The organism is Botrimarina mediterranea, assembly GCF_007753265.1.
GTDB classification, from domain to species: Bacteria; Planctomycetota; Planctomycetia; order Pirellulales; family Lacipirellulaceae; genus Botrimarina; species Botrimarina mediterranea.
In genome coordinates this window covers 5,470,160-5,496,369 of the sequence record NZ_CP036349.1, presented here as the reverse complement: position 1 = coordinate 5,496,369, position 26,210 = coordinate 5,470,160, and the positions used below count along the sequence as shown (strand labels likewise).

Below are 26,210 nucleotides of genomic sequence, written 5' to 3'. Positions count from 1 at the left end.
CGGTAGTGATGGCTACACCCCGAAAATCGAGAACTCGGGCGCGTATTTTATGGTCCCACTGGGGCGGGGTGCGGTCGGACCGAGCCAGAGAGCCTGGAAGGCGTCGCCGCCGCCGTACTCGTCCACGAGGCCGTAGCGGCTGGCCGATTCGAAGCCAAACCGGCGATAGTAGGCGGGCTCGCCGAGGACCACGACCAGGGGCGTCCGCAGCTCACGGCACCGATCGAGGGAGTGCTCGATGAGGGCGCCGCCGATTCCTTGGCGGCGATAGGCGGCGTCAACGGCGAGCGGCGCCAGACCGAGGCCGGCTACGCTGCCATCAACGGTGATGGGGCTGAGGGCGACGTGCCCGACGATTTGGTCGCCCGCGACGGCGACGATCGACAGCGTCAGGCGGCCGGCTTCACGCAGCAGGTCAACGAGGCGACCCTCGGCGGGCGTGGGGAACGCCGCTTCGTTGAGGCGCCGGATGGCGTCGAGGTCGTCGGGAGCTTCGTTGCGCAGCCGAATCTCGTCAAGCACTTCCAGCCTCCGTCGCGGCAATCGCACTGCCCGTGGACAGCGAGTAAGATACCGGGGTTCACGAACCGGCGAGAACCTCTCAGTACGTCCTCGATGAAACAAATCATCGCCATCGTTAAACCCTACCTGGCCGAGCGGGTCCTCGAAGGCCTGCGGCGGGCGCCGCTGGAGGCGTTGTGGGTCCACGAGGTGAAGGGGATGGGGAAGCAGAAGAGCTACCTCGACCAGTACGCCGGCGACGACGGCGCCATGGCGTTCTTGCCGAAGGTCGAGCTGTCGATGATGGTCGAAGACGCCCGCGCCGAAGAGGTGCTGGAGCGCCTCGTGGAGATCGCCCGCACGGGGCGGATGGGCGACGGGAAAATCTTCGTGCTGCCGGCTCAGCCTTACGAGCGGGTCGTGTCGATCTAGAGAAGTTAACCACAAAGGAACTAAGGAACGACGGGAAGAACGGATCTGGACCCCCCGTCGATTCTTCTTTGTTCCTTCGTTCCTTTGTGGTTCAAGATTCTTGGCGGCGGAACGCTGAGAGATACGCGGCGGCGATGGCAGTGAGGCTGAACGCGGTTGGCTCGGGGATGGTCGTGCTAGTGGTTGCCGTGGCGTAATCGGCGCTGTAGTTGATCGACCAGACGCCGTAGTCGGATTGGTCGATGCGGCCGGCGCTGCCGCGGCCGCTGCTGCCATCGGCGCGGAGGTCGGTTGTCGAGCCGAAGGTGTCTCGCCAGACGGTGTAGTCGGCGGCGTCGACGCGGCCGTCGCGGTTGTAGTCGCCGGCAGGAAGGTCGCGCAGCGCTACGGGCCAGCCGTCGTAGGTCCAGCCGAACTCTTCGATCCCTAAGCGTGGGGCGCCATTCGCGGCGCCGTCGTAATAGTGGAAGGCGAAGTAGTCGAGGCCATTTGCGGAAAAGTCGCTGAAGTGCCCCGGGCCGATCTGGTTTCCCTCGGTAGCGAGGAACAACTCGCCGCCGCCTTGGAGCATGTTGACGCCGTTGCGATCGAAGAAAGGGCCGAGCGGGCTGTCGCCGCGGCCGACTCGAAGATTGTAAGTGCTGCTGGCGCCTTGGCAGCAGGCGTCCCAGTTGGTGACGAGGTAGTACGAGCCCTCGCGCTCCATGATGTGGGCCGCTTCGATCGCATTTACGGGGCTGCCGGGATTGCGCGCGATGTTGACGGGAGCGGGATTGCGTGGCGACAGCTTGCCGGTATCGACGTTGAGCTGCGTGCTGTAGAGGCCGTTCCAGTAGGAGCCGAACGATAGCCAGAGGCGGTCCGTATCTTCCTCGTACAACAGGCCGGCGTCGATCGCGTTGTAGGGCGAGCCGGGTTGCGAGGCGATCACGAGGCCTTGATCGACCCACTGGTAGTTGGGGCTGTTGAAGTCGAGCGTCGTGTTGGTCGCGAGCCCGATGACCGAGCGTTGGCTGCCGAAGGACGAGACCGAGTAGTACATTCGGTACTCGTCGCCAACTTGTACGACATCGGGCGCCCACATGCCGCCGCCGTTCTCGGGGACCATCTGCAGGGCCCAAGCGGGAACCGCGGCGATGGCGGCCGGTCCGTTCCACCATTGGACGAGGTCGTCCGAGTAGCGAGTAACGATCGCGCCCCCAGGCCCGCCGGTGCCGTAGGTGTAGTAGCGACCGTCTAGCTCATGAATCCGTGAGGGGTCGTGGATGTCGCGCTGGCCGGTGAGGGTGATTCCCTGGACGCTCGGAGAAATCGCCGCCATCAGCAGGGAAACGAGCGGCAGAAGTAACAGCCACTTGGTCACGGTTGGCTTCAAAGGAGTTTGTCGGGAGATGAGAAAAACCTCTAAATAGTTTAGACAAGAGGCCCCTCGTCGCCGAGGCTTTTGGCGTAGAGAATTGCGGATTCCCATTGAATTGACCGCCGACGAACCTCTCTGCGACCGCCATGGCGAAGAAGACCGCGACCACCAAGCCCGCCCAGAAGAAGCGCGTCGTCCTGACCGAGCGCGACAAGAAGACGATGGCCGCCCTGGTGGGGCTGGCCGACGGGGTCGTCATGGCCGCGGAGAAGAAGCGGGACCCGTTCCTCGACATTCCGAGCAGGACCCTCTCGAACGTGAAGTACTCCCCACGGAAGGGGATCCTCGAGATGGGGAGCGGTAAGAACCGCCGTCAGCTGTTCGACCTGTCGCAGGCGAAGGCGTACATGCGGACGATGCTCGTCGCGAAGGGGTGTAAGGAGCTGCTCGACGTGGGCAAGTCGTCGAGCCTCCGGGGACTCTACTACATGCTCAAGCACAAGATCGCCGAGACGAAGGAGAACACGTTCGACGATCAGAACGAGTGCGACACGATCATCGAAGACGTGGAAGTGCTGCTGTCCAGCATCCGCGAAGAACTACACCTCTACGCCGAGAATCGCGGCGCGATGGTCGGCGGCATCACGCTGACGGATCGTGGCGACACGATCGACTGTCGGCGGATGGGGTCGGGCGGCTACGCGATCCCTTCGATCGTTGAGCCGGGCATCATCGAGCTCGACCCAAAGAAGTGCGACGCCAAGTTCATCCTTCATGTCGAAAAAGGCACGGTCTGGCAGCGCTTCAACGAGGACCGCTTCTGGGAACAGCACAACTGCATCCTCACGCACGGCGCCGGGCAGCCGCCACGTGGCGTGCGTCGGCTGTTGCACCGGATGCATAACGAGTTGAAGCTGCCGATCTACTGCGTGCTCGATAACGACCCGTGGGGGTACTACATCTACAGCGTCATCAAGCAGGGCTCGATCAACTTGGCGTTTGAATCGCAGCGGATGGCGATCCCCGAGGCAAAGTACCTCGGCCTGCGGAGCCTCGACTTCGACCGCTGCGAGCTTTCGGACGACGTGATCATCGGCCTCTCCGACACCGACCGTAAACGCGCCAAGCAGGTCGCCAAGTACCCGTGGTTCGAGAAGAAGCGGGATTGGCAGCGCGAGATCGAGCGGATGCTCAAGAACGACTTCAAGCTCGAAGTCGAATCCCTGATGTCGAAGGACATCAGTTACGTGACGGAGACGTACGTGCCGGAGCGACTGGCGGCGAAGGACTGGTTGGATTGATTATCGCCTCAACGTGAACGGTCAGCCGACGAGAATCAGCACCCCCACCGTCGCCGCGCCGATCACCGCGGTGAAGACGGCGCCGCTGGCGATGTCGAGCGCGTCGCGGATGTGGGGGTCGTACTCTTTCGTTACGGCCTTGGCGAGCGCTTCGATCGATGAGTTGAACATCTCGGCCGCGAGGACGATCGTGATGCAGACGATCAGCAGGTACCACTCGGGCCACGTGACGCCGTCCCAGACCGCGAAGGCGAGCACGCCCGCCATGACGGGGAGGTGCACGGCGAAGCTCGCCGCGCCGTAGGCGCCGATGCCGACGCGTACGCCGCGGAACGCGCAGCCGAACTTGCCGAGCCAGGTCTTGGGGAGGAAGGCCTTTTCGATTTCTGCCATGGAATGGCGCGGCGGGCCGCTGTGAGGCTTGGGGCTTGAGACGTGAGGGCTGTTACGGTGAATCTTAGCAGCTTGCACCACACCCCTCAGCACTCAAGTCTCAATCCTACTCTAGCCCGTAGGCTCCCGCGGGTGGGATGTCGATGCCGGTGCGGCGGGTGAGGCTGGTGCGGGGGAGGAAGCGGGGCTCCACGAGGAAGCTGAAGCCGACGTTATTCTTCGACTCATCGACGTTCATGCCAAGCGTGAACAGCAACGACTCGCCGATCCGCGACAACGAGAACGTCTGACCGATGTTGCCCGCCTCGCCGAAGTCGATGACGGTCGAGGCCGAGCCGACCCACTTCTCGTTCAAGCGGTAGTTGAGCCGCAGCGAGACGAGGTCCGAATCGAACGGCCCGCGGATCGAGCGGTAGCCGATGTAGGCGTTGCCGCGCGCTGGGCGGTTGAGGGCGACGCCAGCCGACCAAGTTTGCAGGCCGTCGGTGAACAAATCGGCGAAGCCGTCGGAGAGGAACGTGAACCGGTCCCCGAGGTGCCAAGCGAGATCGTAGTCGAGGAGGCCGACCGTTTCGCCAAAGTTCTGTGTCGTGTCGGGAAAGAGGCTGGCGTTTGTATCGAACGTGAGCCAGTCGACAACGTGCTGCTGACCCGGCGCGCCGCGTTTGGTCTGCAAACGGTGGCGCATGCCGACGCGGCCAACGGAGAGGTCGTCCACCACTTCGGTCGTGGGGGCGGCGACCCAGCTCTGCATGCCGCTACGGACCATGTAGAACCGCGGGTCTTGCAGCGCCGGGATGGTGGGGAAGAACTGACGACGGCGGATGTCTTCGAGCGTGTTGTCTTCGACCTCATCCCAAAGGGCGAACTCGTTGATGTCGCGCGACGCGTCGGCGTAGGAGACTTCGCCGTCAAACACGACCTTGTGGGCGAGGCCGTCGAGGTTGAACAGCGGGTCGCGGACGTTCGGGTTGACGGCCCAGAACGGGGCGCTAGCGCGGACGCCGGTCTGCATGTAGAGCCGCTGGACGTCGCCGCCGGCGAGCGAGTCGCCCCAGTGCGCAGCCTCGCCGAGGAAATAGGGCGCCACCTTCATCGGCATGCCGTAGTCTTCTAGGTCGATTGGCAGGTCGATCTCTTGCCGTGTCACGAAGCGCTCGCCTTCCATCGGCGCTTCCCACGGGAAGAGGAAGAACTGGTTGGCGAGGGTCGGGTTGCTGGGCGTTGTGGCGACGTTTGAGTTCGCGTACGCCGCTTGTGAGTGGGCGAACCAAGTGAGCCGCTGCCCGCCGAGCTCTTGGCCCATCAACCAGTGGTCGAGCCGCGGCAGCCACTGCGTCTCGCTATAGAACTCGTTGAGCTGGCCGTTGGCTTCGATCGACAGGGACTGGTTGTCGATGATCCGCCGCAGCCGCAGGCCGGTGGGTTGGTCGGCGCGTTCGTCGTACTCTTGCTCGTAATACTGCTCGAGGAATGTGCGGTCACTGATCCAGCCGACCTGCCCCTGCACGGTCCAGGCGTCGAGCAAGCCGCCGCGGACGTGCTGGCGGTGGTTCCAGAAGGCCCGGCCGCGGAACTCTTCCTCGGGGACGATGTCGCGGCGCCCGAAGCCGAGGTTGTCGCGGCCGTCGTCGTTGATGACCCAGCCGTCGAACTGACCGAAGGCCGGGCCGTTCACGCCGAAGAAGCGATCGACGCCGTACTCGTAGTGCGTGCCGACGCCAATGCCGCGTTCGCTGAGGAAGTCGCCGGCGACCGTCCACTTCGTGCCCGGCGGACGTCTTGAGCCCAGCAGCTGGTAGACGTCCCAGTCGGTAAGGACTTGGAAACCGAAGACCGAATCGTTGCTGATGCGGAAGTCGTCGATGTAATAACGCGGCTCGCTGAGGTCGGTCTCCAGCGTCGGCCAGTAGAACAGCGGGACGCCGCCGAACTCGACGCGGTTCCCCTCGGCCGTGGCGAACTGCTGGCGATCGCTGATCGGCGCGCCGGTGAACGGGTCTGCCGCAGGCTGACCGGTAAGTGGATCGATGATCGGCTGCTCAAAGTCCTCAAAGGTCATCCGGTCCGACTTGAGGCTGTAGGTCGGCACTTCGAGTCGGCTGGTGGTGAACAGCGCGTTCTCGGCGACAAACCGCGAGTCTTCAAGCTGACGCAGCTTGTCTGCTTTGAGCCTTACCAGCCCACGGTAGTCAAGGTCGGGGACGGGCGTGAGCAGCTCGGCGTCGAGGATGACGCCGGTCTTGCGACGGGCGTCGTAGAACATCCGCTGCGCGTAGATGGTGCGGTCGCCCTGGCGGACCTCAATGTTCCCTTCGAGGTAGATCTCGATCGGCGTGTCGCCGGTCTGATTGACCCCGCTGCCGACGCCGAGGACGCCCGAAGTCCAGATCACCGCCCGGTCCGCACTGAGGTCCACACGATCGATGGGACCTGCCGCTGCTGGCATGCCTGGGACATCGACGCCCGAGATGACGATCGTCGCGCCGCCCATGAGGACGCCGATCGGCTGGCCATCGGTGTCGGTCCTGGATTCGAAGTTCAAACCGGCGCCATAGCGCGGGAAGAGCTGGACGCTGCGGAAGCTCGGCTGTCCGGCGCCGGATGGTTGCGGCGTCGGCGCGGTGATGGCGAATGGATCGCCGAGGAACTGCGCGGGGGTCACCGCATCGTCGCGTATCGGTCCGTCGGTAGTGTCGTTATCGGCGCCAACCGGAACGTCGCCTGCGAGTGGGTCCCACTCGGCGTTGAAGCGCGATAGCGCGCGGACGTAGATGGCGGGCTTCTCAGCAGAGGCGGTCGCGGGCGGGGGCGTCTTCCACTCGACGCCGCCGACCGAACGCAAACGCCCGAACCAATCGGGCGACTGCTGTCGGGCGATCGGCGTGACGGCGGGGTCGGGCGTCTTGTCGTACAGGTCGAGCCAAACGGGCTCGCCGCCGCCCGCTTCGAGGTAGGCGATCAGCTTGGTGGGCTCGTCGAAGTTGGTCGACTTATCGACCCATAGGATGGCTTCGGCGGCGCGCCAGACGTTCTTGCCCTGCGTGAGCGAGACGCCCCCCCTGAGCCGCCACATCTGGTAGGCGCCCTGCGTCCACTGCGACGCCTCGCTCGCCGTCACGGTGATGGGGTCGTCGAGATCGGGCTGCTGCAGCTCGACCTGCGCGGGCGCGAAGCAAACGCAGAGCCACATCATCAGCGCGCAGACCGTGCGCACGATGGGGCGGGGCGTCGACTTGGCGGCGCGCAGCGGGGTGATGGGAGGCGTCCTTGCCTGAATGTCAGCCGACCGGCGCCGCGCGACGCGCGAACCGGGGGCGTGGAAAATCGGGCGGATCGTAGGAGTCGCCCCCCCGGGGGTCAACCCAAACGCGCAGTGCTGGCGCCGACCGCAAACCGTGGGGCGAGAAGGAGATAGCTTTGTAGGGTCCGCTGTGCGAACCGTCCGTTCGGTTCCCTAGCTCGCATCGCGCTCCAAACCGCTAGCTACGGTCCGCACAGCGGACCCTACAAAGCGCACGTTCACTGATTGATCGAATACAGCAGCACATTCAGCCCGATCCGCGCCGCGTCTTCCTTCGAGTATCCGCGGCACTGTACCGCTTCGTGCTGCTCCAGCGCGCAACTGAGGTCGTAGGGGCTGAACACCACGGCCCAGCGGCCATCGATCTGGATGCCTTCGAGCACCGGCGCCCGGCGGCGGGTGCGGGCTGCTAGCGGTTGGTCGTCGGCGGTCGGTTGCGGGTCGCGGATGCTGACGAGGCGGACGTCGTAGCCGCCGAACGCGGGCGATAGCAGCGGATCGTCGGCCGGAATCTGCTCAAACCGCGCGCCGGGCAGGGCGGCGGCGACTTCGCGCCGGAACGCTTTTTGGAACTCGCTGCTGGCGCAGATAGCGTCGGCGAGCAGCGTGCCGCCGTTGGTGAGGTACTCGCCCAGCGCCGCGCGTTCCTCGGCTGAAAGGCGGAAGTCGCGGCGGCCGTGGGTGAAGGCGAAGTGCCGCAGCGGCAGGGCCGGGTCGTCCGCAGCGACTTCGACGGGCGTCGGCGCCACGGAGAGCTTGGCGTCGCTCTCGCTAGCGGCGCGGAGCAGGTTCGCCAGCGCGCCGGGGGCGTCGTTGCAGCCGCCGGCGTGGCGGAGCTTGGCGATCTCGATCAGGCCGCGCTGGCCTGCCGCGTCGAACTCGAGTCGTGTGGCCTGTTCGACGAACTGCTGTTCTTTGCCCCGGGGTTCACGGTTCGAGGCGTAGGCCAACACGTTGAGACCGACAGTGCGGGCATCGTCGATGCGGCGCTTCACATCGTCCGGGTAGTCGCCAGCACGGGGCTTGGCGTCGAGCTCCCAGTAGCACGACAGGTCGCGGTCGCAAAACACAACGCACGTCCGGCAGCCGTACTCGACTCCCCACAGGCTGCCGACGTAGGGCGAGTCGGGCCGCACAAGCCGCTCCATCCGCCAGAGCGGGTGCGAAGGTTCGATCTGCCGCAGGCGGTAGTCGGGTTCGGGGAACATGGCGACGACGAGACGCTCGATGTCGGCGCGCGACGCCGACCGGCCGCTGTCGCAGGGGGACTCGACGAAGACGAAGCCCCCTTTGTCGATGTAGTCGCGGAGCTTCTTGCCTTGAGCCGTGAGGCCCGCCGTCGCCGCGGCGCCGCTGGCGTAGAGCACCGGGGCCATCGACAGGTCTTCGACGTTCGCCTTCGACGCATCGATCGCCTGCCACGTCATGGGGAGGTCCCAAGCCGTTTCGGCGGCGGCGACCAGGTGCGCAGCGTCGCGACGGTGCTGCGCCCACGCGCGGAGGTCTTCGCCCTCGGGCGCCTTGGCCTTCGCCATCACCACGGGCCGCCGGCCTTTGGCGAGGAACAGCAACGAGAACGAAGTCGTGATCGTGGCGTCCGGTTCGCTAACGCCGCCACGCCAGGCGTCGGTGAGCGGGTCTTGCTCACGCACCAGGTACTCGGTCCCTTCGCGGTACCAGTCGTGCTGGTCAATGAACCGTTGCGCCGTGAGTCGGCCCGCCCGCTCGAGTGCGTAGAGGTAGTAGTAGTGCCAGTTCTCGCTGATCTTGCGGCCGACGGGGTTGCCACGGACGGCGAAGTTGCGGCCGAGCCACGCCAGGCCGCGCTCGACGGACTCGTCTTCTTTCTGCGGTTGGCAGCAGAGCACGGCGCCATTGTCATCGACGGTGGCGTCGGCTTCGCCGGCCGCCATGCCGATGATGACCATCGCGCCGACGCCGGCGCAGGTCATGCTACCGCTAGCGCGGTCGCTCGACGTGTAGTGCCACGAGCCGTCGCGGTTCTGACGTTTGCGCCAGTACGCGCCGGCGCGGCGCCAGACCTCGGGGTCGATCTTCACGCCCGCTTCCTGAGCGGCGTAGAGCCCCAGCACGGCGAACTGCGAGTTGCTCGGGTCGGCCATGCCGCGGGCTTCGCTGTACGACCAGCCGCCGGAGAACTCGCCGTCCTTGGCTTGGGCCTTCTCGAGCCAGCGGGCGTTCTTCTCGATCTGCAACCGGTCGCGTCGCGGCGTCGCCGCTTGGAGGGCCATCGTCTGCAGCGCGACGACGTAGGTCTTCTCGGGCGGGAACCGGCGGATGTATTCGAGGCCTTTCGAGACCGTTGAGTCGTCCGGCTCGATGCCCGCCTCGAGGAGGGCGAGGGTCGCCAGCGAGGAGATGCCGCCGGGGTTGGCGACGCCGTCGTCCCAACCGCCGCTAGGCTTCTGCTGACGCTTCAGGTAGCTCACGGCCCGATCGATCGACGCCAGCACCCGCGCGGGGTCGATCGGGTCGTCCAAGCCCCGCCGCTGCGCAGCCGCCGGCGCCACGGCGCTCGCCGCCAGCGCAACCGCTACAACCGTGACAATCCAGCCCCGTGGCATCCTGGCGTTCACCTGAGTCGAGAAAGGGAGCAGGGCATCCTACCTTTATTGCGGGTCTGCGTTAGGAAAGGGAGATAGGGGGATGTTGGTGATAGGGGGGGATCGCAAGCGAGCGGGCGTAGCGCCTTTCGCCGCGGACTGTGATCGACGCCGAGTGTCTAACGTGCTGCCTGGGGGATATAGCGGGCAGCCGCGGAGCGGCTGGCGGCTTATCCCCAAAATGAACAAGGGAGAGACTAATTACGTCGATACGGCTCGAACAACAAAGCGGCAACTCGCCCGCCTGCGATCCCCCCTATCACCAACATCCCCCTTATCTCCTTCTAAAGTACTCCGCTTCCTAACGGGCGCGGCTCAAAGAGTCCCTTGCTGACGCGATTCAACTGAACAGCGTAGAATCCTCGCATGAGCACAGCCGACCCCACGACATCTCCTGGCCCAGCTTCTCAGGGTGGCCCCGTTTCCCAGGCGGGTAAGACACGCAATCTGGGGGATGTGCTGCAGGAGTTTGCCCAGCATCGCTGGGTGATGCAGCAGGAGTTGCAGAAGGTCATCGTCGGGCAGGACGAGGTGATCGAGCAGGTCTTCGCCGCCATCTTTACGCGCGGCCACTGCTTGCTGGAGGGCGTGCCGGGGCTGGCGAAGACGCTGATGGTCTCGACGCTTGCGCGGATTCTGGACCTGGGGTTCAAGCGGATCCAGTTCACGCCCGACCTGATGCCGTCGGACATCACCGGCACTAACGTGCTGGACGAAGACGAGCACGGCCGGCGGTCGTTCCGCTTCGTCGAAGGCCCGCTGTTCACCAACATCCTGCTGGCGGACGAGATCAATCGCACACCGCCGAAGACGCAGGCCGCGCTGTTGCAGGCGATGCAGGAGCGCGAGGTCACCGTCGGTCAGACGACGTACGAACTGCCGAACCCGTTCTTCACGATCGCAACGCAGAACCCGATCGAGCAGGAGGGGACCTACCCGCTCCCTGAGGCGCAACTCGACCGCTTCATGTTCAACATCAAGGTCGACTACCCGACCAAGGACGAGGAAGAAAAGATCCTTACCGCCACGACGCGCGGCGAGAAGCCGGAGGTCAACAAGGTCCTCAGCGCCAAGGCGATCCTCAACGTGCAGCGGCTCGTCACCTCGGTGGCGGTGAGCGAGTACGTCATCAAGTACGCGGCCGCGCTGGTCCGCGCGACGCGTCCCAAGGACGACTCGGCGCCCGACTTCGTCAAAGAGCTAGTCGACTGGGGCGCTGGCCCGCGCGCGGGGCAGTTCCTCATCCAGGGCGGCAAGGCGATCGCCGCAATGGACGGCCGCTTCAGCGTCGCGGTCGAGGACATCCAAAAGATCGCGCTACCGGTGCTGCGTCACCGCGTCGCGGCGAACTTCCAGGCGCAGGCGGAGGGGATGACGACCGAGGACATCATCGCGCGGCTGCTAAAGCATGTGCCACAGCCGGAGATACCGAAGTTCAGTTGATTCAGCGTATTGAAGGAAGAATGGGACGCGGATGAACGCGGATTGAAGAGGATGGACGCAGATTTTGTAGCCCGGAACAAGCGAAGCGATGTTCCGGTAATGATCGATGAGTAAGTCTCCGGCGAAGAGCGATGGTTTGCGAACATCTCCGACAACTCGACTGCGAGCTTACCGTTGCTGGAATGGATGTCATCTATCGAGATGAGAAGCCGTGGTCGAAAAACTGTCGCAGATGGACTCGGTATGCGTGCTACTTGGAACTGGATTCGATTCGTCAACGAATGAGGTTCGATCCATGTGTCGTCGATCATCTTTGGGACAATCATTGGACTGGTAGCGAACGGGGGTTTGTGTGCGAGAGATGCGGAGATGCTGTGATCGGTGACTATGCTCCTCAGCCCGATCGCCCCGTCATTCGGTAGTTGAGCGTTGATACTTTTGCTGCTTACGTGATTCGTTGCCACAACTGCGCTACGCTTGTTGCGGCCTACAAGACATCCGCGAACATCCCCTTAATCCGCGTCATCCGCGTCCCATTCTTCCCCGCGTCGACACGACGCGACTCGCTTTCTCTGCGTCCTCCGCGTCTCCGCGGTGAAAGAAGAACAACGTGCCCGCTGTCGAGCAGTACCTTAAGCCCGAAGTTATCCGCCAGATTAAGCGGCTCGATCTGCGCGCGCAGTTCATTGTGAAGGGGTATCTGCAGGGTCTGCACGCTAGCCCGTTTCATGGGTACTCGGTCGAGTTCTCCGAGCACCGTAAGTACACGCAGGGGGACGATCCGAAGGACATCGACTGGCTCGCTTACGCGAAGACCGATCGGTACTACGTCAAGAAGTTCGAGGCCGAGACCAACATCACCGGGTGGCTGGCGATGGATTTGAGCCGGTCGATGGCGTACTCGCACGGCCCGACTCAACGCGGCAAGCTGGGGCTGACGAAGTTCGATTACTCGATCTGCATCGCCGCGGCGCTGGCGTACTTGATGATCGGCCAACAGGACCCCGTGGGGCTGGCGGCGTTCGATCAGAAGATTAGACACTCGTTACCACCGAAGAGCAAAAGGACGCAGCTAGCGACGCTCCTGGCGCTCCTGGCGAGGCTTCAGCCGACCGGTGAGACCGACATCGGCGGCAGCCTCACGCAGCTCGCCGCGATGCTCCGGCACTCAAGTCTGGTGATGATCTTTAGCGACCTGCTGACGGACGAAGAGCCGGTGCTGAAGGCGTTGCGTCGCCTCCGCCACGGCGGGCACGACGTGATCTTGTTTCACGTGCTCGACGAAGCCGAAGTCAAGTTCCCCTTCCGCGGCCTCACCGACTTTGAGGAGCCGGAGACCGGCGAGCGCTTAGAACTCGACGCCGACGGCTTCCGCGCCGAGTACCGCGCGAGCGTCGAAGAGTTCCGAGAAACCTACCGCCGCGAGTGCCTGGAGTCGGGCGTGGACTATGTGCCGCTCGATACGGGGATGCCGTTTGATCGGGCGCTGACGGAGTACCTTGTTCAGCGGCGCAGGAGGGGATGATGATTGAATGACGAAGCACGAATGACGAATGACGAACCTGCCGGAGGGCTCTAGCGGCTCCGACAGGTTCGTCATTCGTGCTTCGTCATTCGTCATTTCTCTTGGCTATGGCCTTTCTAGCACCAGCCTTACTCGCCGGCGTTCTTTTGATCGGGATTCCGATCGCGCTGCACTTGCGCCGTCGGCGTGATCCGGTGCGGGTGGAGTTTCCGGCGTTGCGGCTGCTGAAGCGGAATCGGCATCGCACGGAGACGCAACTGCGGCTGCGGCGGTGGGTGCTGCTGGCGCTGCGTTGCTGTTTGCTGGCGCTGTTGGCGGCAGCGCTCGCGCGACCCTTGCTCAAGCCGCCGTCGGCGGACAGCGGGGCGGCGGCGGACGGGCCGGCGGGTGAGGGCGTGGGGCTGGCGCTCGTGATCGACAACGGGCCGAACGCGGCTTATCAGAGCCTCAACGAAACGCGGCTCGAAGCGGCGCAAGAGCTGGCGTCGAAGTTGCTCTCAGGTTTGCCCGGGGATACGCCGGTGGTGCTGGCGGACCGGGCGGCCGGGGGCGGGGCTTCGATGTTGGAGCCCGCGGCCGCGGCGGCGCGGGTGGATCGGCTGCGGGTGGGGGGCGCCGCCAAGCCACTAGCGGCGGCGGTGCGCGACGCGGTTGTGAGGCTGGCGGAGACGCCGGCGGCGCGGCGCGAGGCTTATGTCTTTACCGATCTGTCGGCGGGGGCTTGGGACGAGGCGTCACAGCGCACGGTCGCCGCGGTGCTGGAAGAACACCCGGGCGTTGCGCTGCGGCTGGTCGACGTGGGCGTGGCTGAGCCGCGTAACGCCGCGATCGATGACCTGCGGATGCCGAGCGAGTCGCTCGCCGTTGGCGAGGCGCTGGCGCTCTCGGCGTCGATTCATCTTGTCGGTGAGTGGCGTGAACCGCTCGCGGTGCAGTTGTGGGTCGATGGCGAGAAGGGGCCTGTGAAGCGAGACGAGCGGCTGGTCGATCCGAAGGGCAAGAGCGTGCCGGTCGAGTTTACGTTGTCGGGTTTGAGCGAAGGCTTTACGACGGGCTTCGTGCGCGTCGTCGCCGGTGACGCGGCGCCCGATGACGACGCGCGGTACTTCGCCGTCGAGGTGCGGCGGCCGCGATCGATGCTGATCGTCGCGCCCGAAGAGCGGGACGCCGTCTTCTTCCGCGCGGCGATCGACCCGTCGGTCATGGACCCGAGTGTGGCGCCGCGGTTTGAAACGGGCGTCATCGCGTTCGACGCGTGGCCGCGGCAGTCGCTTGCCGGCTACGACGCGGTCGTGATGATCGACCCGTCGCCGACGGTCGAACGCGGCCGCGGCTGGCGACGGCTGTACGACGCGGCGATCGGCGGCGCGGGCGTTGGCGTGTTCCTCGGCGGCGAGGCGACGCTCGACGATTTTAATTCGCCCGACGCCCAAGCCTTGTTGCCGGCGCCGCTCGAGTGGCGTTCGCGCGATTCGACTTACTTACGGCCTACGTCCTTTGCGCATCCAGCGATCAAGCCGCTCGCGCCGTACGCCGACGCGATCCTCTGGCAGACCTTTCCGGTTTATCAGCGGTGGGAGCTCGGCGACTTGCGCGAAGGGGCCGCGGTCGTGGCGCGCTACGCCGATGGCGGGCCAGCGATCGTCGAGCAGTCGGTGGGCCGCGGGCGTGTGCTGATGATGACGACCAGCGTCAACGACCGCTACAACCCCGCCGTTGACGGTGGCTACGAGTGGAATCGCTTACCGACAGGCGACGACCCGTGGCCGTTCGTATTGCTGGCGCGGTCGCTGGCGGACTACCTCACCGGCGCCGCCGAGACGCAGCTGAGCTACATCGCGGGCGAGACGGTCTCGGCGCCGCTGCCGACGGGCGTTGAACTCCCCGGCTACGTGCTCCGCACGCCCGGCGGCGAAGCGGTGCGCCAGTCGGTCCCGCCGGGGCGAAGCGAGCTGGCGATCCCCGCCGCCACCGAGCCCGGCCCCTACCGCCTCGAAGCGGGCGCCGACCTCGACCGCCGCTTCGTGGTGAACCTCGACCCGCGCGCGGGCCACGTCGAACGCGTCGCGTTCAGCGAGTTGCAAACCTCGCTCGGCAAAGACCGCGTTGAGTTGATCCGCAATGAGGAAGAGTTGACCGCGTCGATCGACCTGGGCCGTGTCGGCCGTGAGTTGTACGGTTGGGTGCTGGCGCTCGTGGCGGCGACGCTGGTGGGCGAGCAGTGGGTGGGGAATCGTTACTACCGACAGACGAAGGAAAACAAACCATTGTAGGAGGCGTCTCCGACGCCGATCACGGCCTCCATTCCGAATCGGTGTGGTGCGCGTAATCGGCGTCGGAGACGCCTCCTACAAGCAGAAAGAGTAGAGCCGCAGCGTTTTCATGGAACTCACCTTCGACCCCGTTGGCGGCGCGTGGCTTGGCTACGTTATCGCTGCGCTGCTGTTGGCGGCGCCGTGGGTGGTTCCGCCGCGCGCGGTGGGGCTACAGCCTTCGAAGCGGCGGACGATCCAGGTGCTGCGGACGTTGGCGACGCTCGCGCTGCTGTTCGCTTGGGCGCGGCCGACGCTGGTGCGGGTAAAGACCGAGTCGTTGCGGCCGACGCTGGTGATGCTGCTCGATGCTTCGCGGAGCATGACGGTCGAGGACGCGCTCGACGGCGATTCGCGCTGGGACGCGACGCGAAGGCTCTTGGACGTCAGCAGCTCGGCGCTGTTGCGACTCAGCGAGAAGCAGGACGTGCGGGCGTTTACGTTCGACCGTGGTTTGACGCCGGTGGAGTTGAAGGGCGGTCAGCTCGCGCTCCCCACTACTCCAGAGGGCGAGGAAACGGCGATCGGCTCGTCTCTCGCCGACGCGCTCGACGCGGCGCGGGGCGAAGGGGGCGACGTGCTTTCGGGAGTCATCGTGGTTAGCGATGGCGCGCAGCGCGCGAGACCGCCGCGCGACGCGGCGCCGTTGGCGGCGGTGTCTCGGCTGGCTGCCGAGGGGGCGCCGCTATATGCCGTGCCGGTTGGCGATCGGGCCACGGGGGACCGGCCCGACGTGGCGATCGACGATCTACTAGTGAGCGACGCCGCGTTCGCTGGCGCGCCGCTCGACGTGGGCGCCACGATGCGCGTCACAGGATTTCCGAATCGGACGGTCGTCGTGCGGCTCTTGTGGGAGAACGCCGAGGGGAAACTCGAGGCGGTGGACGCCAAGCAGATCACCGTGCGGCAGGGCGTCGATTCGTATCCGGTCGCGCTGCGCTATGCGCCGCCGACGCCGGGCGAGTGGAAGCTGTCGGTCGTGGCCGACACGATCGAGGGCGAGACGGTCGCCGACAACAACGAGGCCAGCACGTTCGTCACGGTCCGCGAAGGGGGCATACGCGTGCTCTATCTCGCCGGGACCGATCAGGTCGGCGGCGCTGCGCCGGGTGTTGAGCAGCAGTTTATCCGCCGGTCGCTGGCGGCTTCGCCCGACATCGTTATCGATTGGGAGCTGATCAACTATCGCGAGCCCCGCCGCGACCTGACGAGTCGGTTGCAGCCCGGCGACGTGGACGTGGTGTTTATCGACAACGTCGACGCCGGCGGCTTGAGTCGCACGACGTGGCGGCGGATGGCGGAGCTGATCGAGTCGGGCGCGGGGCTGGCGATGATCGGCGGTCGGCAGAGTTTCGGGCCGGGCGGGCACCGTGAGACGCTCGGCGACATCCTGCCCGTGACGCCCGGTCGCGCCGAACGGCAAACGCTCGGCGCCGCGCTGCGGGAGGACGTTCATCTGCCGGGGCCGCTGAAGATGGTTCCCAGCGCACGGCATCCGATTGTCGAGCTGGGCGACGACGTGTGGTCAGAACTGCCGCCGCTGAAGGGCGCCAACCGCATCGGCGATGACCTCAAGCCGAACGCACAGGTGATCGCGACCACCGACGGCGCGCGGTCGCAGCCGCTGCTGGTGATCGGTCAGCCGGGTCTCGGACGCGTGCTGGCGTTCGCGGGCGACTCGACATGGCAGTGGGTGCTGACGGGGCATCGCGAGGCGCACCAGCGGTTCTGGCGACAGGCCGTGCTGTGGCTGTCGAAGAAGGACGACGACCCGAACGCCTCGGTCTACATCGATCTCGCTTCGCGACGCGTGCCGGCGGGTTCGCGCCTCGACCTTGTGGCCGGCGTTCGTGCCGTTGAGGAGAACGAAGAGAACAACGCCGCTAATCCGATCCGTTACGAAGCCTCTGTCACACGGCCCGATGGACGCGTCGTCGAGCTGCCCTTGCCGAGCGGCGGCGTTCGCACGACGGGCGTCTACACGGATACGTCCATAGCGGGCGACTACCGCATGGCGGTCAGCGCCTTCCGAGGTGATGCAAAGCTCGGCGACGCGCAGTCGCGGTTCAACGTGCCAAAACGTGACCTTGAGCTCGAACGCCCCGGCGCCGAGCCCGACACGCTCGCACGGCTCGCTCAAGCGACCGAAGCCGATGGCGGCCGCACGCTGGCGCTCGAAGAGCTGCCGACGCTATTGGCGGAACTCGCCGCGAAAGAACTCGACGAGCGCCGCGAGGTCGTCGCGAGGACGACGCTTTACGACAAGTGGCCGCTGCTTTTGATTTTCGCGGGGCTGATGACTTCGGAGTGGTTGGTGCGGCGCGGGGTGGGGATGCCTTAGTGGAAGATTCAAAGACAGAGTTGTGGCGAGCCGGCGACGTTAGTCGTCGGTGTGCGCCGGTTTTCGCATTCAATTGGATCGCACTTCACACCGACGACTAACGTCGCCGGCTCGCCGTCTGTTGCTACGGTTTGACGATGATCTTTCCTGCGAGCGTTGCGCTGCGGTCGATCGTTGCCGCTTCTTGCAACGTGTGGGCGATGGCGGCCTCTTTGAGGGCGAACGTCTTCGCGATCCTTGGGTGGTACTCGCCGCTGACGAGCCAGCGATTGAGGTCTTCGGCGGCGGCGCGTTGTTCTTCTGCGGTGGCTTTGAACATGGCGAAGCCGAGCAGGTGGCAGCCCTTCACGTAGAACGGACCGATCGGCAGCGCGGGCTTCGCGTCACGGCCCGCCATGACGACGATCCGCCCGCGCTCGGCCGCGGCGCCGACGGCTTGGATAAGGTCGGGCTCGCGGCGGGTGTCCCACCAGACGTTGACTCCACTGGGGGCAAGCCGCTTGGCCGCTTCGCCGATGTCTTCGATCGTGTAGTCGATGAGTTCGTCGGCGCCGGCGTCGCGGGCGATCTCGGCGCGGTCGTCGCAGCCGGCGGTGGCGATGACGTGGGCGCCGAGGGCCTTGGCGAGTTGCACAACCGTTGAGCCGACGCCGCCCGAACCGCCGACCACGAGAATCGTTTCGCCGGCCTTGAGCTGCGCCTCCCGCACGAGGCCCAGGTGCGCGGTGACGCCCACGAGCGCCCCGGCGGCGGCGATCTCGTCGCTGACGCCTTCGGGGATGGGATACAGCAGGTCGGCGTCAACGGCGGCGTACTCGGCGAGCGTTCCTTGGCGGCCGAGGAGGCCCTGGTTCGAGCCCCAGACGCGGTCGCCGACCGCAAAGCCCGTGACGCCCTCGCCGACGGCTTCGACGACGCCCGCCAAGTCACTGCCCGGGATGTAGGGGAGCGGCAGGTTCATCGCCACCAGTCCGCCGCGGACATACGTGTCGATCGGGTTGACGGCGGAGACGGTGACCCGGACGAGGCACTGGCCCACGCCTGCATCAGGCGTGGGCATGTCGCCGATGACGATCGTGTCGGCGGGGCCGGGCTGGTGGACATAGGCGGCACGCATGGTCTCTTCCGGCTGGTATCAAGTAGACTGGCAAGGACGACGATTAGGCGACGAACACGTAGTGGGGGAGACTGCTGTGTTCACTCCGGTCACTTACGCTCCCGGCTCGCCAGCCAATTGTAGGCGAGCCGGGAGCGTTAGCGACCGGAGGAAACCACCAGCCGCTCCCCTACCGACACTCACTCTCGCAGCACGACTTGTTCCCCAAGAAACCCAGCCAAGGCATTCTGATCCTCGTCGCCCTTGCGGCTGCGGGGTATTTGCTCGTGACCGTGCCGCCGCAGTTGGCGGAGGGTTATGAGGCGGCCGGCGGCTGGGCGAGTTGGGCGGGCAAGTTGTATGTGCTGGTCGTCGCCGTCGGCGTGGCGCTCTTGGTGGGACTCGCGGCGTGGGGCGCGTGGCGGTTGTGGGGGAACACGGCGTGGAACCGCCGCGTCACCGAGCGCCGTGCGAAGAACCCCAGCCAGCTGACGAAGCACGACCTGTCGGCCGAGCTCGGCGACAATCTGAAGCAAAGCCGTGACTACGCTTGGGGACTCGACTCGAAGTCGGCGCTGCGATCGGAAGTCGAACGGGCGATCACCGAACTCGAAGCAAAGCGCGAGGCCCGCAAGTTAGAGATCGTCGCCTTTGGCACGATCTCAAGCGGCAAGAGCTCGCTGCTCAATGCGCTGTGCGGGCGCGAGGCGTTTGCGTCGAACGTCGTTGGCGGGACGACGACCGCCGAGCAGAGCGTGCCGTGGCCCGACTCCGATCGGGTGACGCTCGTCGATACGCCGGGGCTCGCCGAGGTGCGCGGTGAAGGCCGGGCGGCGATCGCCGCCGAAGCCGCCAAGGACGCGGACCTTGTGCTGTTCGTCGTCGATGGTCCGATCAAGGCGTACGAGCACGACTTGCTCGAACGGCTCGCGGTGATGGAGAAGCGGCTCGTCGTCTGCCTCAACAAAGAGGACTGGTACGACGCGCGGCAGCGCGAAGACCTGATCCGTCAACTGCAAGAGCAGACGAGCGGCTTGGCGAAAGCGGCCGACGTGGTCGCGGTGCGCTCGCGCGAAACAACGCGGCCGGTGGTGCGCGTCGGCGCTGACGGCGTCGAGACCCAGGGCGAGGCGGTCGTGCCGCCCGACATCTCGCCGCTCGCCGATCGGCTGATGGCGATCGTCGATCGCGAAGGGGGCGATTTGCTGTTGGCGAACCTGTTGATGCAGTCGCGCGGCCTCGTCGACGAGGCGAAGGAACGCGTCCTGGCGACGCTCGACGCCGAGGCCGACCGGGTCATCGACCGCTACATGTGGGCCGCCGGCGGCGCCGCGGCGGCGAACCCGGTGCCGCTCTTGGACCTAGCGATCGGCAGCGGCATCTTGGTGAAGATGTCGCTCGACCTCGCCGGGGTCTACAAGCAGCGCGTCGACGCCGAGACCGTCGTCGAGATGCTCGCGCAGCTCGGCAAGAACCTGGTGGCGATGCTCGGCGCCTCGGCGGCGGCGCCGGCCTTGGGGTCGGCGATTGGCTCGCTGCTCAAAACTGTGCCGGGCATCGGCTGGATCGCGGGCGGCTTGTTGCAAGGCGTCGTGCAAGCGCTAGTGGCCCGTTGGATCGGCCGCGTCTTCAAACGGTACTACCGGGCCGAGATGCAGCCCCCACCGGGCGGACTCGCGGAGCTAGCCCGCGAAGAATGGAAGCACGTCACGTCGGCGGACGAACTGCGTAAGCTGGTGACCCGCGGGCGAGAAAAGATCGGCGACCCGGTTGCGGGTTCAAAAAATGAACCACAAAGGAACCAAGGAACGAAGTAAGACGATGGATTTGGCGGCATACTTTCTTTGTTCCTTCGTTCCTTTGTGGTTTCCCTTCTAGTGTCACAACAAACGCCTGCCGCCGATTTGGACGACGCCCTGGCTGGGGTGGAGCGGGCGATTGCGCAGATTGAGGGGTGTGACCCGGCGGAGCGTGAGGCGCTGGTGGCCGAGTTGCGGGAGCTGCGCGACCTCGCCGACAAGCTGCGGCACGAGCGGGTGGAGATCGCGGTCTTTGGCGAGATCAGCACCGGGAAGAGCGCGTTGATCAATGCGTTGGCGGGTTCCGAGGTGGCGAGCGTCAACGTGCGTGGCGGTTGGACGCGCGAGGTGTGGCGGCTCGGGTGGACCGCGCCCGCGGCGGTGGTGAAGGGGCTCGAAGAGTCGGAGCTGGTGCTGGTCGATACGCCGGGCCTCAACGAGGTCGATGGCGCCGCCCGGGCCGACATGGCGCGCGACGCGGCCGAGCGCGCGGACGTTGTGCTGCTCGTTACCGACAGCGACCTCAACGAGACCGAGTTCTCGGCGCTCGAACAGATCGCCGCGATGCACAAGCCGGTGCTGCTGGTGCTCAACAAGCAGGACCTCTACACGCCCGAGCAGCTTGCCGACCTGCGGGAGTCGCTGACCTCGCCACGCGTCGTGAAGCTTATCGGCGGCGCCGAGAATGTGGTCTTTGCCTCGGCGGACCCGCGCGAGGTCGAGTACGTGATCGAGAAGGCTGACGGCTCCACTCGCAGCGAATGGAGGAAGCCGAAGCCCGACATCGAAGGGGTCCGCGGGCGGATCCTCGAGATGCTCGTTGACGAGGGCAAGGCGCTGGTGGCTCTGAACGCGGCAATGTACGCCGCCGATCGCAGCGACCGCGTCGCGGCGCTGCGGGTGCGGATGCGTAGCAACAAGGCCGACACGGTGGTGTGGAGCTACGCCGCGGCGAAGGCGCTGGCCGTGTCGATGAACCCCTGGCCCGCGGCCGACGTGGCCGGCGGCGTCGCGGTGGACGTGGCGATGGTGCTGACGCTCGCCAGCGTCTACGGCATCGAGATGACGACCGACAACGCTCGGCGCCTGGTGATGGCGATCCTCCAAGCGGCGGGCTGGATGATGCTCAGCGAAGCGGTCGTCAGCTTTAGCAGCAGCTTCTTCAAGGGCCTGACCTTCGGCGGCAGCACGCTGCTAACGGCGCTGCCGCAAGGCGCGGCGGCGGGCTACGGCAGTTACCTCGTCGGCCAAGCGGCGCGGTACTACTTCGAGCACGGCGCCAGCTGGGGCGACCGCGGCCCGAAGCGCGTCGTCCAGCGGATCCTCGAGAACACCGACAAGGCGTCGATCATCGAGCGGCTGAAGGGCGAGATCAGTAAGAAGCTGGCGCGGAATCGGCACAGCGGAGACAGTCGTGAGTAGTCAGGGATCAGATCAGTAGTCAGACGAGCCGGAAGCGTGAACGACCGGAGTGAAGTGGGTACTCGGATTGACAACGTGTTCGCGCTGCAACTCCGGGCGCTCACGCTTCCGGTTCGCCGACGCTTCGCGCCAGACCCGCGCCAGATCGCCCAGGATGCGTTCTGAGGGGCTTTTGCGATCTGGGTGGACAGATGTATCGACCGGGCGGCGGGCGAGAAATGCAAGCCATTGAGCAGCATCCGCCGCAAGACTACTGACTACTGACCCCCGACGCCCGTCATCCGCTTCTCCGCCAAACGCTGCGCCATGTTGCGCGCCCACGCCGCTACTCGCTTCGCCGTGGGCATCTTGAACGCGCTGGAGAGGATCAGCAGCAGGGCCATGCCGAGGTTCCACAGCGACTGCGTCGGCATGAACGCGATCAGGTTGAGGAACGCGGCGGCCTCGTTCATCCCACAGGCGACGAGCGTCCCGATGAGGTAAGCCTCGGCGATGTGCTCCGGGTCGGCGGTCCCTTCGCGCACCAGCACGCGGATCGACTGGCCGGTGACGAAGCTGCCGATCCACGGGTGCACCACGAGGATCAACAACCCCACCACCAAGGCGAGCCGTTCAATGACGACCATCGCGTCTTGGCGGTCGACCATCTGGCCGCGGATCGGCGCGGGGTTCTGCGGCGCCTGCGAGCCGATCGCGTAGACGACACCGGCAAAGATCAGCGGCACGACGATCATCGCCAGGATGAAGATCTGCTTATTGCGGACCTGAACGGCGAGACGTTGGGCGAGGTCGTCCACGGAGTGGCGGGGGTGGTCGGGAGTTGGAGGGGGAATCTCGAGTATAGCGGTTGGGGCTCCGCTTCCTAACGGGCGCGGCTCAAGAAGACTTGCAAGGTCAAGTGCGTTTGAGCCGCGCCGGTAAGGAAGCGGAGCACTCGCAAGAAAAGCCAGATGTATACTTGCGTACACCATCGCCGCTTTTGTACTCTCCCCCACATGAACCACGTCCTCCTCACCTGCACGACTCAAGAGGTAAGCGCGGCTCAAGAGCTGGGCGCTGCTCAGAGTGAGCTTTCGTCGATCGTTTCGCCGTCGGAGCGATGGCCGAGCCGGTTGAACATTTCTTGATCGACACCGAAGGAGATCATGTGGACCGAGCCGTCGGCGTAGGCCGTGTTGATTCCGTTCGGGTGAGCCGAGCCGAAGCTGAAGCCGTAGCTGCGGTCGTCGAGAATGATGGTAGTCCCGTTCCAGGTCGCGCTTTCGGAATTCGCTTGGACCTTCGCCAAAGTCGTGTCGGGGCCAACCGGGAACATTGTTGAACGCATCTGGTCCGGGTCCCAACCGTCGGACCAACCGCGGTCATCGAACCAGTAGCCCCGATCGTAATGGTCGCTGAAGATCCGCTTCTCAGAGACGACCATCGACTTGCTGAGGCCGTCGGTGATGCGTCGAGGCGCGACAGGCGGGGTATTGCCGAGCGGTTCTGGCGTGGTGGCCGGCCTTCCGGCGACGCCGGGGGCGGGGATCGACAAGTTCGTCCGGACGATGACGCCCCAATACTTCCAACCGCGGCCGATCCTGCCGATGCAGTTGTAATTGTCGCAGGCGCTCTTGGCGCCCCAGAACTCGCCCTGATGGCAGAAGCTGCCGCCAGAGCTGGGGTCGCCTGGGGTTAAGGGGAGCTCGCCGGGGTTGGCGGCGCCGTAATCGGACAAATAGCGACCCGACTCGGGATGCTGGGTCGGGGGGCGTCGCGAGGGACAACTGAAGAGCCCAATCGAGACTTTGTCGAGTTCGTCGGTCGTCGCGATCCCATGGACCGCCCCCTCTTCCAAGAAGGGGAGGATCTGAAAAGCCCAGCCTAGGCCTTGGGTCGCTGGTCCATTGGGCTTGCCATTGGTTGAGTAGTCTTCGATCTTCGGCCAGATGCTGTTCCCGCCGGTCGGAAAGACCTTGAACGTATCGACGTGACTCGTCATCGCCAGGGTCATCTGGCGGAGTTGGTTGATGCATTGCGTGCGTCGCGCCGATTCGCGCGCCGCTTGCACAGCGGGGAGGAGCAACGCGACCAGGACGCCGATGATCGCGATGACCACCAACAGTTCGACGAGCGTGAAAGCGATGCGTCGGCGCGAGACAGAGTTCATGTTGGCTCATTGCAGCGGCGCGAGCGCGGCGTTCTCGTAGCGAGCCCGATAAGGGTCACGGGCCCGCCACGAGATTTTGCCACCCCGCTGCGGCTTCGAAGGGAGGGGAATCAACGACGACGCTTTGCGGTGGCGCAGGCGGCGAGGCCGGCCAGCGTGGCGACGAGGGTCGTCGGTTCGGGGATCACCGCCGCCGACATGGCGACACTCGATCCATAGCTATTCCTCCATAGCTGGTAGTCGGCGGCATCGACGACGCCCGCGCTGCTGCCCGTCTCATCGCCATTGCCGCCGAGGTCGTTCGAGGTGTTCTCGTTGTCACGCCAGACGGTGTAATCGGCGGCGTTAACGAAGCCGTCGTTGTTGAAGTCGCCCGCCAGACCGGTGCTTGCGGCCACGACCTTCAAGAGCACCTCGTCTTGGAAGTACTCGACCTCGAACTCCAGCCCCGGTGACAACGGCGCCGCCGAGAAGTCGAGTGACTTGAAGGGGCCATCGACGCCGAGGTAATTGGGGTCGGAAGCGTTGTTGGTGAAGGCGTTGTTGTTGTGCGTGACGATATCGCCGTAGGCTGCCTCGACGCCGTTCCGATCGTAGGTGGTGATGTCTTCGGCGGCGGCGATCGCGTCGAAAGCGAGGAGGGCGTCGGTCAGGTCAACATTCGTCTGGATGATCGACCACTCGTCGCCAAGCACTGGGCTATAGCCGTCGAGTTCGACGAGGAAGTTGCCGTTCTTGATCAAGGCGTTGCGTCCCGCCAGGATCGGTGTGTGCGAAGGCCCGGTAACCGTGGCGACGAGATTCGACGACTCCATGACGTTCTTGACGTCCATCGTCACGTCAAGGCCGACCGCGATGACGGACTGGTCGCCAACCACACGGAACGTCGAGGTGTTGCCCGAGACGCCGTTGGCCAAGACATCCGCAGCGGTCCAATCGGCGCCGCGGCCGATATCGAGGGAGTTTTCACGACCGTCGCCAATCTCGTTATCGGCGTCGCCGGTGATCGCTAGCCCGCCGCCGCGGATGTTGACTTCGCCCGTCCCGATCCGATTGCTGATCGCCATACGGTCGCGTGCGAAGATGGTTCCGCCGGACAGGTTGATGGTCCCCTCCCGTGGTCCTGGGGTGCCGGCCTGATTGGGCCTGCCGCCGTCGCCGATCTCGAAGTCGTTCGCCGCCACGTAGAGGCCGCCGGATTGATTCCACACCCCCGTGCCGAACTTGCCGACGACGCTATAACCGCCAAGCCCGTAGCCACCGGTCTGGAGGTTGAGGACGGCCGTCCCTTGCGAAGCAACTTGAATGTCGTCGGCAGAGACGATGGCGCCGCCCTGGCCGACCGTTAACTCGCCGTTGCCGGTAAGACCGATCGTGGACTGTTCGCTGCTACCGACGTAGATACTGCCGTTCCCGGTGATCAGCAAACCGCCGGCAACGGAGGCGGAGGCGACGCCCTGGTTGCCAATGCGGACCCGAGAACTAACGAGGTTGCCTCCCGGAAGAACCTCGAGGCGGCCGGTTGCGCTGGGCGTTGTAGCGAGATCGAGGTCTTGGAAGAAGGGGAGAATCAGGGCGTCGACTTGGGCTGTCCCTCCGTTGTCGATGTTGACGGTGTCCCCGTCGATAGGCGTGCCGAGTGACCAGTTGGCGCCGTCGTTCCAGTTGCCCAAGCCACCCGTCCAGGTATTCTGCGCCTGAGACCTGCCGGTAGGCGAGAGGGCAGCAAGAACTAATAGGGCCGTAACTTTGATGGGAGTCCGCATGCGATGCGATCCTAAGCAAGAAGGCGGGACAGTAAGGCCAACGGCCCGCAACCTATCGATGCGAAGTTAAAAAGCAGTGATGGTGGTGTTAATTGTTGTTTCCGCCAGTACGGCCACACGGCACGCCGAGCAACGATGAGCGCTGTTCGTGCCGGTGTTCTGCGACAAGCACCCACAGCGATCGAGGTTGTTTGAATCGGCGGCCGCGATAGGGGAGGCTCTGCGACCGCAGCCCTACGTCACACCAACGGGCCAGCGGCGCGGGGTGTTCTCGGTGGCTCTTCTCAAATCATGTTGGCAGTCGCCGATACACAGCGTGTCCGCATCATCGGCACAATTGGCGCCGGCCCGAACCTCTGAGTGAACTCCGTAACGGAACGGTTCGGCTTGCCGAAGCCGTGCCGTTTTATGCCCTACGTTTGGTGGAATCGGCGGTTCTCGT

17 protein-coding genes are annotated in these 26,210 nt (G+C 65.3%); 8 read left to right on the top strand and 9 right to left on the bottom strand.

What is annotated here, in order from left to right; genetic code table 11:
* Positions 1-12 precede the first annotated feature (12 nt).
* A complete protein-coding gene (locus Spa11_RS21070; RefSeq protein ID WP_197529571.1) occupies positions 13-522 on the bottom strand; it encodes a GNAT family N-acetyltransferase in 510 nt (169 codons plus the stop codon).
* 93 nt (positions 523-615) lie between these two features.
* On the opposite strand from Spa11_RS21070, the gene Spa11_RS21065 reads away from it, so the two are divergent.
* Positions 616-933: a P-II family nitrogen regulator gene (locus Spa11_RS21065; protein WP_145116529.1), complete on the top strand. Its 318-nt coding sequence runs from the start codon at positions 616-618 to the stop codon at positions 931-933.
* A 91-nt stretch (positions 934-1,024) separates the two neighbouring features.
* On the opposite strand, the gene Spa11_RS21060 is transcribed toward Spa11_RS21065, so the two are convergent.
* Positions 1,025-2,296: an arabinan endo-1,5-alpha-L-arabinosidase gene (locus tag Spa11_RS21060; RefSeq protein ID WP_197529570.1), complete on the bottom strand. Its 1,272-nt coding sequence runs from the start codon at positions 2,294-2,296 to the stop codon at positions 1,025-1,027.
* 143 nt (positions 2,297-2,439) lie between these two features.
* Between Spa11_RS21060 and Spa11_RS21055 the strand changes: the two genes are divergently transcribed.
* Positions 2,440-3,594, top strand: coding sequence for a DNA topoisomerase IV subunit A (locus Spa11_RS21055; RefSeq protein ID WP_145116524.1), 1,155 nt, complete (start codon positions 2,440-2,442; stop codon positions 3,592-3,594).
* A 21-nt stretch (positions 3,595-3,615) separates the two neighbouring features.
* Here the strand turns inward: Spa11_RS21055 and Spa11_RS21050 are convergent, their stop codons facing one another.
* The 3 genes from Spa11_RS21050 to Spa11_RS21040 all read right to left on the bottom strand — a co-directional run bounded on the left by Spa11_RS21050 (position 3,616) and on the right by Spa11_RS21040 (position 9,876).
* On the bottom strand, positions 3,616-3,987 hold the full coding sequence (locus Spa11_RS21050) for a diacylglycerol kinase (protein ID WP_145116521.1): 372 nt from the start codon (positions 3,985-3,987) through the stop codon (positions 3,616-3,618).
* A 106-nt stretch (positions 3,988-4,093) separates the two neighbouring features.
* Positions 4,094-7,204, bottom strand: coding sequence for an LPS-assembly protein LptD (locus tag Spa11_RS21045; protein WP_145116519.1), 3,111 nt, complete (start codon positions 7,202-7,204; stop codon positions 4,094-4,096).
* 305 nt (positions 7,205-7,509) lie between these two features.
* Positions 7,510-9,876 carry a DUF4159 domain-containing protein gene (locus tag Spa11_RS21040; RefSeq protein WP_145116516.1) on the bottom strand — a complete coding sequence of 789 codons (2,367 nt, stop codon included), beginning with the start codon at positions 9,874-9,876 and terminating at the stop codon, positions 7,510-7,512.
* A gap of 495 nt (positions 9,877-10,371) precedes the next feature.
* Here Spa11_RS21040 and Spa11_RS21035 point away from each other — a divergent pair, with 495 nt between their 5' ends.
* From Spa11_RS21035 to Spa11_RS21020, 4 genes are all read left to right on the top strand, one after another.
* Positions 10,372-11,358 (top strand): AAA family ATPase, encoded by a 987-nt coding sequence (locus Spa11_RS21035; protein ID WP_231933283.1) that lies wholly within the window; start codon positions 10,372-10,374, stop codon positions 11,356-11,358.
* Positions 11,359-11,968: 610 nt separating this feature from the next.
* Entirely contained in the window at positions 11,969-12,883 is a 915-nt protein-coding gene (locus Spa11_RS21030; RefSeq protein WP_145116511.1) for a DUF58 domain-containing protein, read from the top strand.
* 107 nt (positions 12,884-12,990) lie between these two features.
* Positions 12,991-15,156: a BatA domain-containing protein gene (locus Spa11_RS23490; RefSeq protein ID WP_145116509.1), complete on the top strand. Its 2,166-nt coding sequence runs from the start codon at positions 12,991-12,993 to the stop codon at positions 15,154-15,156.
* Positions 15,157-15,265: 109 nt separating this feature from the next.
* On the top strand, positions 15,266-17,536 hold the full coding sequence (locus Spa11_RS21020; RefSeq protein WP_145116506.1) for a glutamine amidotransferase: 2,271 nt from the start codon (positions 15,266-15,268) through the stop codon (positions 17,534-17,536).
* Between the two features lie 124 nt (positions 17,537-17,660).
* Here the strand turns inward: Spa11_RS21020 and Spa11_RS21015 are convergent, their stop codons facing one another.
* Entirely contained in the window at positions 17,661-18,653 is a 993-nt protein-coding gene (locus Spa11_RS21015; protein ID WP_145116504.1) for an NADPH:quinone reductase, read from the bottom strand.
* Positions 18,654-18,850: 197 nt separating this feature from the next.
* Between Spa11_RS21015 and Spa11_RS21010 the strand changes: the two genes are divergently transcribed.
* Positions 18,851-20,449 (top strand): YcjF family protein, encoded by a 1,599-nt coding sequence (locus Spa11_RS21010; RefSeq protein WP_145116501.1) that lies wholly within the window; start codon positions 18,851-18,853, stop codon positions 20,447-20,449.
* 60 nt (positions 20,450-20,509) lie between these two features.
* Positions 20,510-21,853: a YcjF family protein gene (locus Spa11_RS21005; protein ID WP_145116499.1), complete on the top strand. Its 1,344-nt coding sequence runs from the start codon at positions 20,510-20,512 to the stop codon at positions 21,851-21,853.
* Positions 21,854-22,110: 257 nt separating this feature from the next.
* Here the strand turns inward: Spa11_RS21005 and Spa11_RS21000 are convergent, their stop codons facing one another.
* The 3 genes from Spa11_RS21000 to Spa11_RS20990 all read right to left on the bottom strand — a co-directional run bounded on the left by Spa11_RS21000 (position 22,111) and on the right by Spa11_RS20990 (position 25,768).
* Positions 22,111-22,650 carry a hypothetical protein gene (locus Spa11_RS21000; protein ID WP_145116496.1) on the bottom strand — a complete coding sequence of 180 codons (540 nt, stop codon included), beginning with the start codon at positions 22,648-22,650 and terminating at the stop codon, positions 22,111-22,113.
* A 263-nt stretch (positions 22,651-22,913) separates the two neighbouring features.
* A complete protein-coding gene (locus Spa11_RS20995; RefSeq protein ID WP_145117093.1) occupies positions 22,914-24,002 on the bottom strand; it encodes a DUF1559 family PulG-like putative transporter in 1,089 nt (362 codons plus the stop codon).
* A 110-nt stretch (positions 24,003-24,112) separates the two neighbouring features.
* Positions 24,113-25,768, bottom strand: coding sequence for a PEP-CTERM sorting domain-containing protein (locus Spa11_RS20990; protein WP_145116494.1), 1,656 nt, complete (start codon positions 25,766-25,768; stop codon positions 24,113-24,115).
* Between the last annotated feature and the right edge of the window lie 442 nt (positions 25,769-26,210).

Excerpts from the sequence above, each read along its gene's own strand:
- Spa11_RS21065 (WP_145116529.1), top strand. The coding sequence starts at position 616 with ATGAAACAAATCATCGCCATCGTTAAACCCTACCTGGCCGAGCGGGTC.
- Spa11_RS21055 (WP_145116524.1), top strand. The coding sequence starts at position 2,440 with ATGGCGAAGAAGACCGCGACCACCAAGCCCGCCCAGAAGAAGCGCGTC.
- Spa11_RS21050 (WP_145116521.1), bottom strand. The coding sequence starts at position 3,987 with ATGGCAGAAATCGAAAAGGCCTTCCTCCCCAAGACCTGGCTCGGCAAG.
- Spa11_RS21040 (WP_145116516.1), bottom strand. The coding sequence starts at position 9,876 with ATGCCACGGGGCTGGATTGTCACGGTTGTAGCGGTTGCGCTGGCGGCG.
- Spa11_RS23490 (WP_145116509.1), top strand. The coding sequence starts at position 12,991 with ATGGCCTTTCTAGCACCAGCCTTACTCGCCGGCGTTCTTTTGATCGGG.
- Spa11_RS21020 (WP_145116506.1), top strand. The coding sequence starts at position 15,266 with ATGGAACTCACCTTCGACCCCGTTGGCGGCGCGTGGCTTGGCTACGTT.
- Spa11_RS21015 (WP_145116504.1), bottom strand. The coding sequence starts at position 18,653 with ATGCGTGCCGCCTATGTCCACCAGCCCGGCCCCGCCGACACGATCGTC.
- Spa11_RS20995 (WP_145117093.1), bottom strand. The coding sequence starts at position 24,002 with ATGAACTCTGTCTCGCGCCGACGCATCGCTTTCACGCTCGTCGAACTG.
- Spa11_RS20990 (WP_145116494.1), bottom strand. The coding sequence starts at position 25,768 with ATGCGGACTCCCATCAAAGTTACGGCCCTATTAGTTCTTGCTGCCCTC.